The sequence below is a fragment of the Synechococcus sp. PCC 7336 genome, assembly GCF_000332275.1.
Classification (GTDB): domain Bacteria; phylum Cyanobacteriota; class Cyanobacteriia; order Thermostichales; family PCC-7336; genus PCC-7336.
This window is the reverse complement of record NZ_CM001776.1, coordinates 1,059,882-1,075,157: the sequence shown is the minus strand read 5'-3', so window position 1 is coordinate 1,075,157 and position 15,276 is coordinate 1,059,882. Positions and strand designations below refer to the sequence as shown.

Below are 15,276 nucleotides of genomic sequence, written 5' to 3'. Positions count from 1 at the left end.
TCAAGCCAACAGTCTCCCAGCCTCTCGCCCCGCCAACCCCAACCCCACCCCCCATCGGAGGGGTCCAGGGGAAGCGGGCCGTCCCCTGGTCGGGGGGGTGTGGGGGGAGTCGACACTCCCCCCACGACCTAGGGCTTTTAGCCAAGATCTCCCAACAACGACTAAGCCCCATACTCCGCAATCAAAACCTCGTCATAATAATCCGCCATCGTCGCCACAATCGTAATCACCCGAGCAACCTCCCCCACCGAAGTATCCTCCAACGATCGCGTCGCACAAACCACCACCCGATCGTCCCAAACCGCAAACTGAGCCTCCGAAGTCTCCAACCAATTCTTCCGCAACAAATCCATCGCTAGTGCCGCATCATCCTTACTGGGCAGAGCTAACACAGGCGACCAGACCGTAAACGTATCGGTCTCTGTCTCCCCCGTCAGATGCACAAAAACATTCACCGTCCCATACTTAAACGTCCAAAAATGCCCCTCATCCTCGCGACGTTCGTAAGCAGCCTCCCCCTCATCCTTCAAAGCCGAAATCGCAGTCGCGATCGTATCCTCGTAAGATATTGCACCAGTACCAGCAGACTCCAACTGGTCACCAGACTCAACAGCAATCGACTCGGTATCAGCCATGAGATCCCCTCACCTCTAAACTCACCTTCACTATACCGCCCGCCTTAAACCCCCAAGCAGACCGTCAATGCAGCTCCGCAGACAACTCCCATCCCCCTGCAGCAATCGGAATCCCGCGATCGGAGACAAAATCCAGAAACGCCCGACTCACATCACTGGCAAACAGAGGCTCGTTATAGGTAGAAGCCACATAAGCTTTTGCCGTCAACTGAATCGAATCGGAATTTTGCGAGAGATAGATTTGCATCGGTTTGGAAGGATCGAAATAGGCCGAAGACTGAATCGCATCCCAAACAGCATCCTCAGCCTGTTGCCGTTGCTCGGCAGTCACAAAGGGCGCCAAATAGAACTCTATGACACACAACGAAGAGCGCTTGCCAGCATTCGCAGAACTCAACACCTCACTCCATAACGAGAGAGTGGGAATACTAATTAGATCGTCATTGAGGGTTTGTAAGGTCACAAAAAACGTGCCTAAATCGAGCACCTTACCTTCAAACCCAGCCAGAGAAACCCGATCGCCAAGCGTAAACGGCTGCTTGAACGCCACCAACGTTTTAAACGCCAATCCCCCCAAAAATGCCTTCATGAGATCGGTACCCGTAAAGGCCAACCACAGAATTAACGAAATAAAGATAACGGCCAAGCCCACTCGCCCCCCCTCTCCAGATGAGTTGAGGGGATCGAAGTAGTACAAGATAAACGGGACAATAACAACTGTAATTAGCAAAATAGAGCTTTGCACAACTGCACTAACTCGGCGATCGATCAGCCGTTGAAAGCGCAGCGCCAGCGTCCCCTCAGACAACTTTCGATCGCGACGTTTTTGGGCGATCGCGCGATGCCGCCAAAACGTCACCAACGGATAAATCATTTGCCCGACAATGACAATTGTTAAATAGAGAATGACATAAGGATTTAAGACAGCCTCAACCATATCTTCCATTGAATCTAATCCTCACTGGGCAATACATCTTCAAGAAGAGCCAGTAGATCTAGTCCTACCGTTTCTCGTACGCAATAGATCGCGATCGGCAAGGATGCCTCATCAATTTTGAACGTCGCCTCAGACGGCCTAGTCCCATAAACATCTTGACAGGCCACCACAACCCCAGAGTTGAGAAACCCCGCCAGCGTTCTCGGCCCCAAATCGTAATTCAACCCCAGATCGGCAGAAATCTGCGAAAGCATCGAAGGTCCACTGACCAATAAAGACGCCAAAACGCGACGCTCGTCCCGGGATGACGGACGAATAACGATGTCCCTAACCCATCGGTACCGCTCTAAATCGGCCCCACTCTCGCGACCAAAATTGCCAAACAGCTCGAACTGCTCGATCGCCCGCAAGCTTTTCAACCAGCCCGCCCGCGCGCGCACAAACTCCCGATTATTTGCCGAACAATCGAGCAACAGATCGAAGTTCTTAGCGCCCTTCAAAAACGCATAGGCAAACACATCGATCTGGCAGTTGAGTTCGGTGGGATAGTTAGGCAGATCGAGGGGAGACAGCAGCCCCCCCACAAACCGTTTGATGGGCTCAATGCCTGCAGTACTTTTCCGAAACAATCGATCTAAAGCCAAAATCTCTATATCGGCATCTGCCCGATCGCCCTTTTTCTCCAGCAAAATCTCTTGCAAATGGCGATCGTAAGTCCCATTCCGAGCAGCTCTCTCCACAGCCATTTGGTGCAAGTGGGTAGAAAGGATTTTGCAGGGGGACCCTGCCAATTCGCGCTTGGCTGTTGCAGAAACGTGCTGGGGTTGGTAATCCTCCCAGCCCGAAACGAGCTTCGTTTTTAGCCTCATAGCCCACCTGGTTCACCTACCGGATTAGCCCTGTCGAGCTGCAAAACTTCGACTACCGAGCCCGATCGCCTCAGTATCGGACACAGTCGGCCAAATCTGGGGCGATCGCAATTGTTCTTGCCAAGGCTTAGCGCTTCTCATTAGAACTACGATCGCCGTCACACTTTCTCAACCTGGCTGAGGGACTGTCCGCAACGGCGACAAAACAGGGCATCGGCCTCGTGAAAGGCCAGACCGCAGTGGGTGCAGGCCGCCTCAACCGGAGCGCGAGATTTAGCCAGACGCTGAATTAAATCTCCGATCTGCCAGGGAATCAGCGCAATGCCCGTCAAAATCATCAACACCGTGAACAGACGCCCGCCCCCCGAAACTGGAGTCATATCTCCAAACCCCACTGTGGTCATGGTAACCACCGAGAAATAAAACGCATCTAAAAACGTGCGAAATACAGTCGGGTTAGCGGCATGTTCCATCTCGTAGATCGAGCCGGAATAGACAAAGACGATCGCAAACAAGGTGAAAATAATCCGGCCAATAATGAGCTTGTCAGTGCGGCGATCGCCCCCCGGCCAAGGATTGCTATCCACAAATCGGACCAGCCGCAAAATCCGAAATCCCTCCACCAACCGCACAAACCGAACAAATCGCACATCCAACAGACCGAGCCACAAAGGGGCGATCGCTAACAAGTCGATAACCGAATAGAAGCTACACAGATAGCGAACCTTCGACTTTGCCGCCAAAAATCGCAGCCCGTATTCCACTGTAAACACCGCCAAAATGGCCGTATCGGCCAAATCTAGCCCCTGCTGCACAGCCTCGGGCAGAGGATAAGTTTCTGCCACAAATAGAGCCGAGAATGCCAGCACAAATAGGGCCATCATTCCATTGATGACTTTGCCCGTCTGGGATTCGAGTGGGTCGAGGGCGATCGCCAGCCGTTGCTGCCAATTCATGGAATGCGAGCGAACCTGGAGGCGCAATAAATTGACAAGGTAAAGTATACTTTTTGTCGAAGCCACTCAGATTCTACCAAGAGCATCTCTCGATTCAACGGAGTAGTCCATTAAGTGAGGGGCTCAAGCGTTCGTAGAGTTGTTGAGGGCTTCCTCTTCCGGGTCTAATGTTAGGGCTTGGGGATCGAGCCCAGAAATATCGAGAGCTTCCTCTCGTGAAAAGCCCCTCTGCAGTAACTTCTCGAAAACTGCACGAGCATTGTCCTGCTTGCCTTCAGCAAAGACTTCCTTGTAAACCCGAGTATCTTCAAGCTTGGCAAAGCCCAACATTTGTGCAACCTCCTGCTTGGAAAGTGAGGGAAACCGTTCAATCGCCATTTCTTCAATTAACTTGATTATCTCCTCTTGAAGGTTGGAATCGTCAATTTCCTGACGAACCGAGCGAACCACCTGAGCAAACCGTTCCTCCGCTTCCCGGGACGGCTCGATCGCCAGTCGAGCGATGGCAGCTCCCAAGGGTAAATTATCCAGAGCCAACTCATCTAAGTAGATGGGTTGAATTCTGCCGCTATCGAAGAGCTCTTGAAATGGGAGGGTGTCACTGTTAGCTAATTGCCGATTGGGCCAAATGACTGCGGCTTTCCAATCGCTGACTTCTGGATGGAGATAAAGGTAGAGCGAGATTTCGCTGAATAGGCGACGATGCAGGAGATCGTCCTTTTGAAATTGAACTTCCGTTACAATCGTCGGTAGCCTCGAGCTGGGATCGCGCGGTCGAAAAATACCATCGATGCGGAAAGCCTTGTTTTTAATCTCGACTTGAAACCGCTCTTTGACCTCAACCGAATCAAATACATAGTCCGCTGCACACTCGGGTTGACCGAGCAACTGCAAGAAACTGTCGGGATATTTGGCAAACAGTTTATAGAAAAATGAATCACTCTTCAAAATATAGGTATGTTAGCTCTAGCGAAACTTTTGCTGCTATTGTGGCGCGAATCGGTCGGGGCACAGCACCAAGCCTCCTCTCTAGAACGAATCTATCGCCGCCGCAAGCGCTGCAGGCGCGACGTGGCATCAGACACGGCCAAGCGCAGTTTTGCATCGGTTTGAGCTCTGTGCGCAATTTGCTGGAATAGCTCGGGGGACAAGTCGTAGGAAGCCAAAATGGGTGCAGCACCGGCCTCGAATGTCGCTTCGATCTGGCGGCGCTCTTCAGAGGTCTGGGCTGTCTCTAGAGCAGCATCTGCAGTTGCCCTCAAGGATTGAAACTCTAGTAAAACCGTCGCAAAGCGAGTAATCTCCCCGGGGCTAAACTCGTCCTCGGCAACAGCCGCTGTCTCAGCAGCGGACGCATTATCGTCGGACCGAGCTGCACTGGCAGACTGAGTTTCAGAGAGACGTGCTGGCCTGGAGGCCGGAGTCGTTTTCGCAGGCGCGGACTCGGCATTTGGGGAGGGTTCTGCGGTGGCACTTCTAGCTTCGGAGGTGCGGCGAAGCATAAAGGCAAAGCCGTTGCCCAGAGCGAGGGCAGTGGTGGCTAAGGCCACGATCGCCAAGGCCACTAAAACCGACCACTGCCAGTTCCAACCGCCGCGAGGATGGAGCCGATGCCGCCGGGGACCGGGAACCGAGTGCGCCACCTGGGGATATTCTGCGGCAAAGCGCTCGGCCAATTGGCGATCGTAGGTGGCGCGGGCTTTGGCGTTGCTCAGCACCAGATAGGCTTCCCGCAGGAGTCCGTACTCCCGTCGGGCGAGTTCTTGCAGAGCAAAAGGTAAATTGTCGGGTAGTTTATCGGGATGTAGCTCGCGAGCCAACCGCCGATAGGCCGTTTTGATCTCGTCGAGGTTAGCGTTGAGTGGCACCCCTAAGCGTTCGTAATGCGTGTCGGCAGGCATACCCGCGCCTCTCTTCGATCCAGCACTCCTCCTAGGATAGGCGCTGCATCCAGAAGTGGGCGATCGCGATGACAATCAGTTACAAGCGATCGCGATTCGCAGTCCCGGGATCGGCGTCTGCTTCGCAGGCTTGTTCGCAAAGTGTCTCCAGAGTAGAAAGGGGATGCTGGTGTCCTCGATCGCGTAAGCAACAGAACTATTACCCTTTTGAGGGGACGAGCGATCGCATCGTCACTCCCCACCTCTTTCTCCGGCTGGCTTCGTACTGTAGCCTAGATAAGCTACCGCGCCCGCTCGGACAGCACCGATCGCACTCTCTCCCCGAACCCTTATGTTGCCAATTCCCGCCCCCGCCAACCCCCTGCAATATCGCGCGCTCGGCTTTGTCAAAGGCCAGCTCGTACCCGCCCAAGGTTACGCTCAGGCCACCCTAGTTACCGAAGACGGTAGCGAACATCCCGCCACCCCCGCACGGGTAGAGCTACTGGAAAAATTCAATCATTGCGTCGAAACCGAGCGTTCCTACTGGTTTTACGTCCATCCCCAACCCCGTGGCGATGTGATGGGCTTCGGCATCGTCAAAATTGCCACCGATCCGGCACAAGAACCAGAAGACGGTTTTTTACCTGCCCCCGAAGAGGCCGAGGCGGGCTTCAACCTGCGCGGCAATGTTAGCGCCCAAGGAGACAAGTTAGTAGTCTCCATCCACCGCAAACCCAGCGGCCCCCGCACATTTCCGCCCCTGAAGATCCCGATCGAGGGCTTTTTAGCCGGTGTTGAAGAGGAGCAGTTTTGGGATTTGTGGGCCGAGCCAGAAGGGCAATCCCTCGTACTGGTGGACGGCCAGAAGGTGAGTTAGGGCTGCTCTGGGGCCGGGGGTGAGGGCAATGCAGAGCCATCGAACTCAGGTTGTGCTGGTCACCGGACCGTCCCGTTCGGGCAAAAGTGCCTTTGCCGAACGTCTGGCAGTAGAAACCAATCGCCCCGTCACCTACATCGCAACCGCCCGCACGAATCCCGACGATCGCGAATGGCAAGCGCGCATCGAGCAACATCGCCAAACTCGCCCTCAAACCTGGACAACCCTCGAAATTCCGCTGCAGTTACCGCAGGCGATCGCCACGGCCCCGGCAGGGGCCACATACTTGGTGGATTCCCTCGGCTCTTGGGCAGCAAACTGGATTGAATGCGAACCGGATCTTTGGGATCGCCAAGTGGAGCAGCTCTCGGACGCTCTGCAGCACTGTAGAGCAGATGTAATTTTGGTGGCCGAGGAAGTGGGCTGGGGGGTAGTGCCCGCCTACGAATTGGGGCGGCGGTTTCGCGATCGCCTCGGTTTACTCTGCCAGCGGGTGGGGGCACTGTCAGATGCGGTGTATTTGGTGGCAGCGGGATACGCGATCGATCTAGTGCAGATGGGTCGGTCGGCGAGCGGCGATCCAGTGGGGGACAAGACAGAGCCCCAGAGTTTCTAACGGGCAGAGATTGTTAAATCTAGGGAGAATCGATCGCGTTTCTGGAGAGGAGTGATAGAATCTGGCCCGCAGACTCGATCTGTGCTTCAGAATACTTTTATAACGCGCTCGATATGAAACGCCGACATCTATTAGGGGCAACCGCCATAGGGGCAGCCAGCACTGCCGCACTTGCCGCCTGCTCTTCTCAACCCACGACCTCCAGTTCCGTTGCTGCCGATAGCAGCCTGCCCAGAGTGCGCTGGCGCATGGCCACCAGTTGGCCGAAGTCGTTAGACACGATTTACGGCGGGGCCACGACGGTTTGCGATCGCGTTGCCGCCATGACCGGCGATCGGTTTACGATTACGCCATTTGCTGCGGGTGAAATTGTGCCGGGACTGCAGGTGCTCGACGCGGTCCAGGAGGGCACGATCGAATGCGGCCATACGGCTGACTACTATTACGTGGGCAAAAACCCGGCCTTTGCCTTCGGCACGGCAGTGCCCTTCGGGCTGACGGCCCAGCAGCAGAACGCTTGGCTCTACCGCGGCGGCGGCTTGGAAGCCATGCAGAAAATTTATTCTGACTTCAATATCGCCGCTTTCCCGGCGGGGAACACGGGCACTCAGATGGGGGGCTGGTTCAAGCGGGAAATTAATACTGCAGAAGATTTGCAGGGGCTGAAGATGCGCATTCCCGGTATTGGCGGGGAGGTGATGAGGCGGTTGGGGGTTTTGGTTCAAGTGTTGCCGGGGGGAGAGATTTTCTTGTCGCTGGAGCGGGGGGCAATCGATGCGGCTGAATGGGTGGGGCCTTATGACGATGAAAAGTTGGGGCTCAACGATGCGGCTCCCTTCTATTACTTTCCCGGCTGGTGGGAGGCCGGTCCCACATTAGATGTGATGGTGAATTTAGATGCCTGGAATGGGTTGCCGCAGATCTATCGAGAGATCTTTAAGACGGCTGCCTTCGAGGCCAATATGGATATGTTGGCCAAGTATGACGCCCTCAACGGGGCAGCCCTGAAGCGTTTGGTGGCAGGAGGCACTCAACTGCGCACCTACAGCCCGGAGATTATGACCACTGCCCGACAGGCAGCAACCGACTTTTTGGAGGAGAAAGCTACTGAAGATGCGGGTTTTAGAGAGATTTACGAGCAGTGGAAAGCGTTTCGCGAGCAGATCTATGGCTGGCATCGCACCAACGAATTGAGCTTTTCTAGCTTTGCGTTTGGCTCTTGAGGACTGGGGCGATCGCCTGTCACTCCAGCCTATTTTTCTGTCTGGACGGCGACTCGGTAGAGTAGAGGGGGAAAGAAAAGCAGGCGAGGCGATCGCGTCTAGTCTCTAGATGAGGAAAGTCCGGGCTCCCAGAAGAACGCACCGCTGGAGAAACTTCCAGTGCGGGCGACCGCGAGGATAGTGCCACAGAAACATACCGCCGATGGCGATCGATCGCTCTTGGAGTGGGCGATCGCACAGGTAAGGGTGCAAAGGTGGGGCGCGAGCTTAATGTAAGAGCCCACCAGCAATGTCGAGAGGCATTGGCTCGGTAAACCCCGGTGGGGAGCAAGGCCGCAGCAGCAGGAATACGGCTGTTCTTCGCCCCTGTCTGTTGGATCGTGGGTTTCGAGAGAACTCGACGGTTGAAGCGAGCCGCAAGAGGTGGTCAGCAATGGCCATCCCAGATAGATGATTGCCGCTGCAGCAGGTCTGCAGTAACAGAACCCGGCTTATGTCCGGCTTTTCTTTCCCTCGCCGATCTGGCGATCGCCAGATCCTCCCCGAGATCGGTAGTCCTGAAGCGTTCTAACGGGTGCATGAGTTCGACAACACTTCCGATAACCCTCGGTATTATTGGGGGCGGACAATTGGGCCGCATGATGGCGATCGCCGCCCAGCAAATGGGGATCGGCGTTTCTGTCTTGCACCCCAGTGCCGATTGTTCTGCCGCTCCGGTGAGCGATGTCTGTGTGGGGGATTGGACGAAACGGGAGGATTTGCTGGGCTGGGCTGAGGCGGTCGATGTGATTACGCTCGAACACGAGTTTGTGGCGGCGGCAGATTTGGACGAGTTGGTGCGGCGGGGGACGCCGGTTTGGCCGCAAGGGCGAAGCTTGGAGTGCGTTCAGGATAAGTGGTTGCAGCGATCGCACTTGCAGGCGGCGGGGTTGCCGGTGCCGCAGTTTAGAGCGGTGGATAGCTGGGCCGATGTGCAACTGGCGGTGGCGGAGTTAGGACTGCCGCTGGTGCTGAAGACGCGGCGAATGGGGTATGACGGGCACGGAACGGCGATCGCTCGGTCGCACCAGGAGCTCGAATCCATTTGGGCTCGGTTTTGTCCGCCAGATATGGAGCCTTTAGGGCAACTGTTGGCGGAAGAGTTTGTGCCATTCGAACAGGAATTGGCGGTGATGGCGATCCGGCGGCGGAATGGCGATTGCCGCAGCTATCCGGTGGCGACGACGGTGCAGAAGAATTATGTTTGCGATTATACGATTGCCCCTGCGGCGATTCCCCGAGCAGTGGGTGAGAAGGCGCAAGAGATAGCGATCGCTGCTGTCAGGGCGATCGAGTCTGTCGGCGCGATCGGTGTCGAGCTATTTCTGACAAAATCGGGCGATGTTTTAGTCAACGAATTGGCCCCTCGTCCCCACAATTCCGGCCATTACACGTTGAATGGCTGTGCCACCAATCAATTCGAGCAACACGTTCGGGCAGTGTTGGATTTACCGTTAGGTTCGACGGAATTGTTGGTGCCTGCTGTTGCGATGGCGAATATTTTTGGGACTCGGCAGGGGGCTAATGTCAGCCTGCCACTGGATGCTGCTTTAGTGCCTGCAGGGGTCTATTTGCATTGGTACGGCAAATCAGCCGAGCGCCCCGGTCGGAAGATGGGGCATTTGAATGCGATCGCCTCTTCCATTGACCGCGCGCGCGATGCTGCGATCGAGGCTCGCGACGCGCTGTCGAGGTGGCGATCCAGAGATAACGAGAACGCGGGGGATGCTTAACTGCGGCTCGCAGCCACTGTCCTTTGCTGCTGTGGAGTCCCTTTGCGGGCGTAAGCCTGCCAAGATAAATCGAGCAGGCCATCTAGTATTGCTGCCGCAACCATCGAGCCTCCTTTTCCATCCGTGGTGCAGATGTGGGGAACTCCCAATTCTGCCAGTGTCTGCCGCGAGGCGTTGGTATCGCCAAAACAGGGAGGAGCCGCCACGACCAAAGCTGGATCGACTTCCTTTTCGACGATCAGTTCCACCAGCCCCACCTGTGCTGAGGCTGACTGACCGATGACGTAGATTGCTTCTGGATAGCGACGGGCAAGCGTTTCCAATCCCCAGGCAGTGTCAGATTTACTGCGCTGGGGACGAGTGATGGCGTCGGTACCGCAATAGACGGGATTGGCAAAGGTGTTCTGAATGGTACGGATAATCCCCACTTGCACCATGGGGCAATCCACCACGAGCGTCGTGCGGGCAGCTAAGGCTGCCGCGCCCGAGGCAAGGGCGTTGTCGGAAAAATGAATGGAATGCAGATAGTCAAAATCAGCCGTGGCGTAGATGGCACGGCGAACCACTTCGTATTCGGCAGGGGCAAGATCGTGCTGCCCGACCTGCCGATCGATTTCAGCCAAGTTTTCTGCGTCGCTAGTGTGCCACTCCATCTGTCATGGCCCCTTTTTGCCATAAACTGCCGATTCGAGCGATCGCCTGCTCTGAGGAAGCAGGTAATTGTCGGTCTAGCTGCCAGCTTTCCCACAAGAGGGTGAGAAGTTCCGCTATGGGAAAAAAGTCGAGCGAGCGAGCCACTGCGAGAACTTTTGCAAGCGCCTTCAGATCGGTTGCGACAGTAAGACGGGAACCGGTTCCCCTGCCGCAATGCAGGTTTGACCGATGGCCAAGATCGCCAGTGCGTTGGTGCCTGCCAAGTTAACTAGGTTGCCAGAGCCATGCTCGTTGGCTGGGGCAAACCGCAACTGGCCGTCCTCCACCCGAACATTACCCCAAAGATAAGTCTCTCGCTTGCCCCCAGCTCGCAACTCTGCTGTGGCGATCGCCCTTGGGAAACTGGGAGACCACGGCGGCAATTCTCCCTGTAGCTTGCGCAATAAGGGCTTTACGAATCGCCAGAAACACACCATCGCCGATACGGGATTTCCGGGCAGCCCGCAATAGAGCACCTGCGGGCCGGGGGGAAAGGCTGACTCGAAGGTGGCAAAAGTAAATGGCTTACCCGGTTTAATCGCCACTTTGCGGATGTGGATGGTAGCCCCCAACTCTGCCAGAACCTCCTCAACCAGGTCGTAATCCCCCACCGATACGCCTCCGCTAGACAAAATCAGATCGGTGCAGGTGAGGGCTTGGGCGATGGTCCGCTTCAGCTTGGCTTTACCGCCAGAGATTTGGCCTGCTGTTGTATCTCGCACAATCCCCAAACATTGAGGCAGCCCCCCCGCCGCCTGAACTAACGCCTCCAATCCCGGTTGATTGGAGTCCACAATTTGACCGGGACCGGGTTTTTGGTCGGCCCGCACCAGTTCGTCTCCGGTGGAAAAAAGGGTCACCCGAGGACGTCGGTAGACTCTGACATTCAGTTGCCGCACGGCAGCCAACAGTGCCACTTCTGGAGCTGCCAACCGTTGCCCTTTACGCACCAGCACATCCCCCACTCGGCAAAACTGTCCGGCGGAACGCACAAATTTGCCCAGCGAGTAGGGCTCCAGGATACGAACGGAGCACTCGTCGAGACGTTCGGTATCCTCTTGCATCACAACGGTGTCCGCCCCTGGAGGCAGTTGCGATCCGGTGAATATGCGTACCGCCCGACCGGGCTGTAGCGGTTCGGTGGTGACGGTACCGGCAGGTAGGGTGGCGGAAACTGCCAATTGGCAGGGGATGGTGGCAATGTCTGCGTGGCGGACGGCATAGCCATCCATGCTAGAGGTATTGGCGGCTGGGAAGTCTTGCGGGCTGAGTAAGTCGCGGGCCAAGATGCGATCGCGAGCAGCGGCTAAAGGCACCCATTCGGGGCCGAGGGGTTGGGCGCAATCCAGCACCAATTGTGCGGCGGTGAGGACGGGCATCAGCTCGGGAGTAGAGGCGTTCACAACACTATTTTTGAGGGGGTGATAGCAGCGTAGCAGCAAGGCTCGCGGCACCACCAATGCACCGTTTAGCGCGGCACAGTCGAGTGTCAATACAGGGCGTGGTTCCAACGTAGATATATTCGCTTAATTCTCTTGCGCGAACGCCAAGAATAGATGTCTGGTGGTTTTCAGCGGTCTCTTTTAGGATGGGGTCGTGTGTTTTGGGATGGGGATCGAAGTGCTGTGTTTCAACTTGGCAGACTAATTGCGACTGGAGTTGGGCTGGGACTGGCTTTGGCGCTACAACCCATAGCGATCGCCTCTCCCAACTCCAGCCTCCTACAAGCGAGCACTGGCGATCGCTGGGTGGCACAGGTTCCCAACTCATCCCCCGACTCAAACTCTTCTCAGGCCCTACAGGCTGAAATTCGCGCCATCCGTCAGGAAATTATCCAGCTCCTAACCCGGTTGGAAGCCCTCGAAACACAGGTGGCAGAAACGGGAACATCTGCTGCCGCTAATGCTTCTGGAGGCGATGTTCCCACAACGGCAGCCCCGCCGCCAGCAGACAGCGATCTAGACTCGTTCTCCCCCGTCAACTCATTTAACGACCCCACTGCACCGCAAATCCGCTTGGGAACTCAAACCATTAGCTTGCCGGGAGACGTTCTATTTGACTTCAACCAATCTGCCATCAAGCCCGAGGCGGCGAGCCTGCTCGAACAGGTGGTGGGTATTCTGGCTGCCATGCCCTTTGCCCACATCCAGGTGGCAGGGCATACCGATAATATTGGCGACCCCGACTACAACCTCGTTCTATCCGTCGAGCGGGCGACTTCGGTGCAGGAATTTCTCAAACAGCGTCTGCCCGATGCAGGACAGGGCTACCGCTGGACAACCACCGGCCACGGTGCTGCATCGCCCGTGGCAGACAACGGGACAGAAACCGGACGGCAGCGCAATCGTCGGGTTGACTTAATTGTCTCGCCGCAATAGCAACAGCCTATCCAGTTGCGATCGCCCCCAACGCGGCGCAGCAATCCAATAGGTATGATGATTGGAGTTTTGCCGTCTTCGTCAGAGGACGCCGTGAGGTGGTGCCATGTGTGGAATCGTTGGCTATGTCGGTCGTCAAGCAGCAGCCAATATCTTGGTTGAAGGGCTGCGCAAACTGGAATATCGCGGTTACGATTCAGCCGGAATTGCCCTGATTGAAGACTCCACCCTCTTCCGCGTGCGGGCAAAAGGCAAGCTCTGCAATATGGAGGCCAAGCTCCTCCAGCCAGACATGCCCGCCGCCATCTGCACCGCTTCGCTCGGCTTGGGCCACACCCGCTGGGCCACCCACGGCAAACCCGAAGAATACAACGCCCATCCCCACACCAGCCAATCGGGCCGCATTGCCGCCATCCAAAACGGCATTGTGGAAAACTATCGCAGCTTGCGCCAGCAGCTCGGGGCAAGGGGACACAACTTTGTCACAGAGACAGACACGGAGGTGGTGCCTCACCTAGTGGAGGAAATGCTCGCCCAGGGGGTCTCCCTGCTGGAAGCCACCCGCATGGCGGTGCAGCAGCTGGAAGGCTCTTACGCGATCGCGATCGCCAGTGCCGACCATCCCGACGAACTGATCGTAGCGCGCCAACAATGCCCGCTGGTGCTAGGGTATGGCGAAGGGGAATCCTTCTTTGCCTCCGATACCCCCGCGTTGATTCAATACACCAACCGCGCGATCGCCCTCGAAAATGGCGAGCTCGCCAAACTCACCCCCAACGGCATCGAGATCTATTCTTTTAGCGGCGAAGCTCGTCCTCGCAAACCACAAGTCCTGGCTTGGAATCCCGTCATGGTGGAAAAACAAGGCTTCCGCCACTACATGCTCAAAGAAATCCACGAGCAGCCCGCCACCCTCCGCGCTGGCCTGCAGGATCGCCTCACCGAGCATCCCGAGCAACCGATCGACCTCAACCTACCGCCCAGCCTTTTCCAAGACACCCAGCGGGTGGAAATTGTGGCCTGCGGCACCAGTTGGCACGCGGCCCTGGTGGGCAAATATTTGCTGGAACAGTTGGCCGGTCTGCCGACCAATGTGCAATACGCCTCCGAATATCGTTATTCGCCGCCCCCCCTGCAGCCCAATACCCTCACCATCGGCGTTACCCAGTCCGGCGAAACGGCAGATACCCTGTCTGCCTTGACTTTGGCGGCTGAGCGATCGCAGTCAGACCCCAGCCAACATCTCTTGGGCATTACCAACCGTGCCGATAGTTCGTTGGGTCGGCTAGTGCCCAACATTTTAGAGCTGCAGGCGGGAATTGAGATTGGCGTAGCCGCGACGAAAACCTTTACGGCACAGTTGCTGGCCTTCTACCTATTGGCCCTCGAATTTACTAGCGATCGGAGATTGATGAAACCCGCAGCGATCGCCGAGATTGTCGCACAGTTGCGGGAGTTGCCCGCCCATTTGGAAAGTGTTCTCACCACTCAGGCGGAGGCGATCGAGGCGCTGGCCCATCGGTTTATCGAAACTCAAGATTTTATCTACATCGGTCGGGGGATTAACTACCCGATCGCCTTGGAAGGAGCCCTGAAGCTGAAGGAGATTAGTTACATCCACGCCGAGGGTTATCCGGCGGGAGAAATGAAGCACGGGCCGATCGCCTTGCTCGATCCGAAGGTACCCGTAGTGGCGATCGCCATGCCCGGTCCGCTGTACGAAAAAGTGATTTCCAATGCGCAAGAGGCGAAAGCCCGCGATGCGCTTTTGATTGGCGTGGTCAGCCAAGGGGATGAAGTGGCGGCAGAAACCTTCGATGTGACGCTGCCCGTTCCCCATGTGCCGGAATTGCTGTCGCCGTTAGTGTCCAACATTCCGCTCCAACTTTTGGCCTACTACATAGCAGCTCTGCGCGGGTTGGATGTGGATCAGCCCCGCAATCTGGCTAAGTCGGTGACAGTGGAGTAGCGACCTCTCATGTTTAGAGAAGATCGAGCCCTTAGAGTCACTTATGCTCAAAGACATCACTGCAGTCAACCCTAAAAAAGGTTATCAACTATACCTAAAGTTCGAGGATGGCCGTGAAGGGATCGTTGACATCAGTCAACTCATCCAATTCACTGGGATTTTTGCCCCTCTCAAAGATCCAGCCTATTTCCAAACCGTTCGACTCCATCCAGAATGGGGGACTATTTATTGGGACAATGACGCGGATCTAGATCCCGATGTGCTCTATTCCGCAACTAGCCGGAGAACCGATTCCTAAATACCAGACTGTCGAAAATCTCACGTAGCGATCGCACGACTATCTAACAATCGCAAGATTAAGAGACCACCTGCAGTCTCCCTTACAACCTGAGTTCGATAGCTCTGCATGGCCCTCACCCCCAGCCCCTCTCCCCAGGGAGAGGGGAGAAACAGCCGCCAAGCTTGGCT

At 56.1% G+C, this 15,276-nt stretch carries 16 protein-coding genes and 1 other RNA gene; 8 read left to right on the top strand and 9 right to left on the bottom strand.

What is annotated here, in order from left to right:
* Window positions 1-161: 161 nt before the first annotated feature.
* From SYN7336_RS05280 to SYN7336_RS27710, 6 genes are all read right to left on the bottom strand, one after another.
* Window positions 162-635, bottom strand: coding sequence for a YbjN domain-containing protein (locus tag SYN7336_RS05280; RefSeq protein WP_017324884.1), 474 nt, complete (start codon window positions 633-635; stop codon window positions 162-164).
* 64 nt (window positions 636-699) lie between these two features.
* Entirely contained in the window at window positions 700-1,581 is an 882-nt protein-coding gene (locus tag SYN7336_RS05275) for a mechanosensitive ion channel domain-containing protein (protein WP_017324883.1), read from the bottom strand.
* Between the two features lie 5 nt (window positions 1,582-1,586).
* On the bottom strand, window positions 1,587-2,441 hold the full coding sequence (locus SYN7336_RS05270) for a hypothetical protein (RefSeq protein WP_017324882.1): 855 nt from the start codon (window positions 2,439-2,441) through the stop codon (window positions 1,587-1,589).
* 158 nt (window positions 2,442-2,599) lie between these two features.
* The gene (locus SYN7336_RS05260) at window positions 2,600-3,397 is read right to left on the bottom strand and encodes an ion transporter (protein WP_017324880.1); all 798 of its coding nucleotides are present in this window, start codon (window positions 3,395-3,397) and stop codon (window positions 2,600-2,602) included.
* A gap of 123 nt (window positions 3,398-3,520) precedes the next feature.
* Complete coding sequence (locus tag SYN7336_RS24545) at window positions 3,521-4,345, bottom strand: Rpn family recombination-promoting nuclease/putative transposase (RefSeq protein ID WP_017324879.1); 825 nt, start codon at window positions 4,343-4,345, stop codon at window positions 3,521-3,523.
* A 92-nt stretch (window positions 4,346-4,437) separates the two neighbouring features.
* Window positions 4,438-5,298, bottom strand: coding sequence for a DnaJ domain-containing protein (locus tag SYN7336_RS27710; protein WP_017324878.1), 861 nt, complete (start codon window positions 5,296-5,298; stop codon window positions 4,438-4,440).
* A gap of 331 nt (window positions 5,299-5,629) precedes the next feature.
* On the opposite strand from SYN7336_RS27710, the gene SYN7336_RS05240 reads away from it, so the two are divergent.
* The 5 genes from SYN7336_RS05240 to SYN7336_RS24535 all read left to right on the top strand — a co-directional run bounded on the left by SYN7336_RS05240 (window position 5,630) and on the right by SYN7336_RS24535 (window position 9,768).
* Window positions 5,630-6,157 (top strand): hypothetical protein, encoded by a 528-nt coding sequence (locus tag SYN7336_RS05240; RefSeq protein WP_017324876.1) that lies wholly within the window; start codon window positions 5,630-5,632, stop codon window positions 6,155-6,157.
* 28 nt (window positions 6,158-6,185) lie between these two features.
* Window positions 6,186-6,773, top strand: a complete 588-nt coding sequence (gene cobU, locus SYN7336_RS05235; RefSeq protein WP_038025737.1) for a bifunctional adenosylcobinamide kinase/adenosylcobinamide-phosphate guanylyltransferase — start codon at window positions 6,186-6,188, stop codon at window positions 6,771-6,773.
* 113 nt (window positions 6,774-6,886) lie between these two features.
* Window positions 6,887-7,996: a TRAP transporter substrate-binding protein gene (locus SYN7336_RS05230; protein WP_017324874.1), complete on the top strand. Its 1,110-nt coding sequence runs from the start codon at window positions 6,887-6,889 to the stop codon at window positions 7,994-7,996.
* A gap of 76 nt (window positions 7,997-8,072) precedes the next feature.
* An RNA gene (gene rnpB, locus SYN7336_RS28480) (RNase P RNA component class A) lies at window positions 8,073-8,505 on the top strand.
* A 69-nt stretch (window positions 8,506-8,574) separates the two neighbouring features.
* On the top strand, window positions 8,575-9,768 hold the full coding sequence (locus SYN7336_RS24535; protein WP_017324873.1) for a 5-(carboxyamino)imidazole ribonucleotide synthase: 1,194 nt from the start codon (window positions 8,575-8,577) through the stop codon (window positions 9,766-9,768).
* Here SYN7336_RS24535 and SYN7336_RS05220 read toward each other — a convergent pair.
* From SYN7336_RS05220 to glp, 3 genes are read right to left on the bottom strand one after another with little or no spacing between them, the layout of a single operon-like run.
* Window positions 9,765-10,421 carry a precorrin-8X methylmutase gene (locus SYN7336_RS05220; RefSeq protein WP_017324872.1) on the bottom strand — a complete coding sequence of 219 codons (657 nt, stop codon included), beginning with the start codon at window positions 10,419-10,421 and terminating at the stop codon, window positions 9,765-9,767. The genes SYN7336_RS24535 and SYN7336_RS05220 overlap by 4 nt on opposite strands.
* Window positions 10,405-10,566: a hypothetical protein gene (locus SYN7336_RS30530; protein WP_017324871.1), complete on the bottom strand. Its 162-nt coding sequence runs from the start codon at window positions 10,564-10,566 to the stop codon at window positions 10,405-10,407. Before SYN7336_RS30530 ends, SYN7336_RS05220 begins: the two co-directional genes overlap by 17 nt.
* A gap of 23 nt (window positions 10,567-10,589) precedes the next feature.
* A complete protein-coding gene (gene glp, locus SYN7336_RS05210) occupies window positions 10,590-11,954 on the bottom strand; it encodes a gephyrin-like molybdotransferase Glp (protein ID WP_227498603.1) in 1,365 nt (454 codons plus the stop codon).
* Window positions 11,955-12,086: 132 nt separating this feature from the next.
* Between glp and SYN7336_RS05205 the strand changes: the two genes are divergently transcribed.
* From SYN7336_RS05205 to SYN7336_RS05195, 3 genes are all read left to right on the top strand, one after another.
* Window positions 12,087-12,839: an OmpA family protein gene (locus tag SYN7336_RS05205; RefSeq protein ID WP_162139083.1), complete on the top strand. Its 753-nt coding sequence runs from the start codon at window positions 12,087-12,089 to the stop codon at window positions 12,837-12,839.
* Between the two features lie 106 nt (window positions 12,840-12,945).
* Window positions 12,946-14,808: a glutamine--fructose-6-phosphate transaminase (isomerizing) gene (gene glmS / locus SYN7336_RS05200; RefSeq protein ID WP_017324868.1), complete on the top strand. Its 1,863-nt coding sequence runs from the start codon at window positions 12,946-12,948 to the stop codon at window positions 14,806-14,808.
* Between the two features lie 43 nt (window positions 14,809-14,851).
* Window positions 14,852-15,106 (top strand): DUF2442 domain-containing protein, encoded by a 255-nt coding sequence (locus SYN7336_RS05195; protein ID WP_017324867.1) that lies wholly within the window; start codon window positions 14,852-14,854, stop codon window positions 15,104-15,106.
* Window positions 15,107-15,276 lie beyond the last annotated feature (170 nt).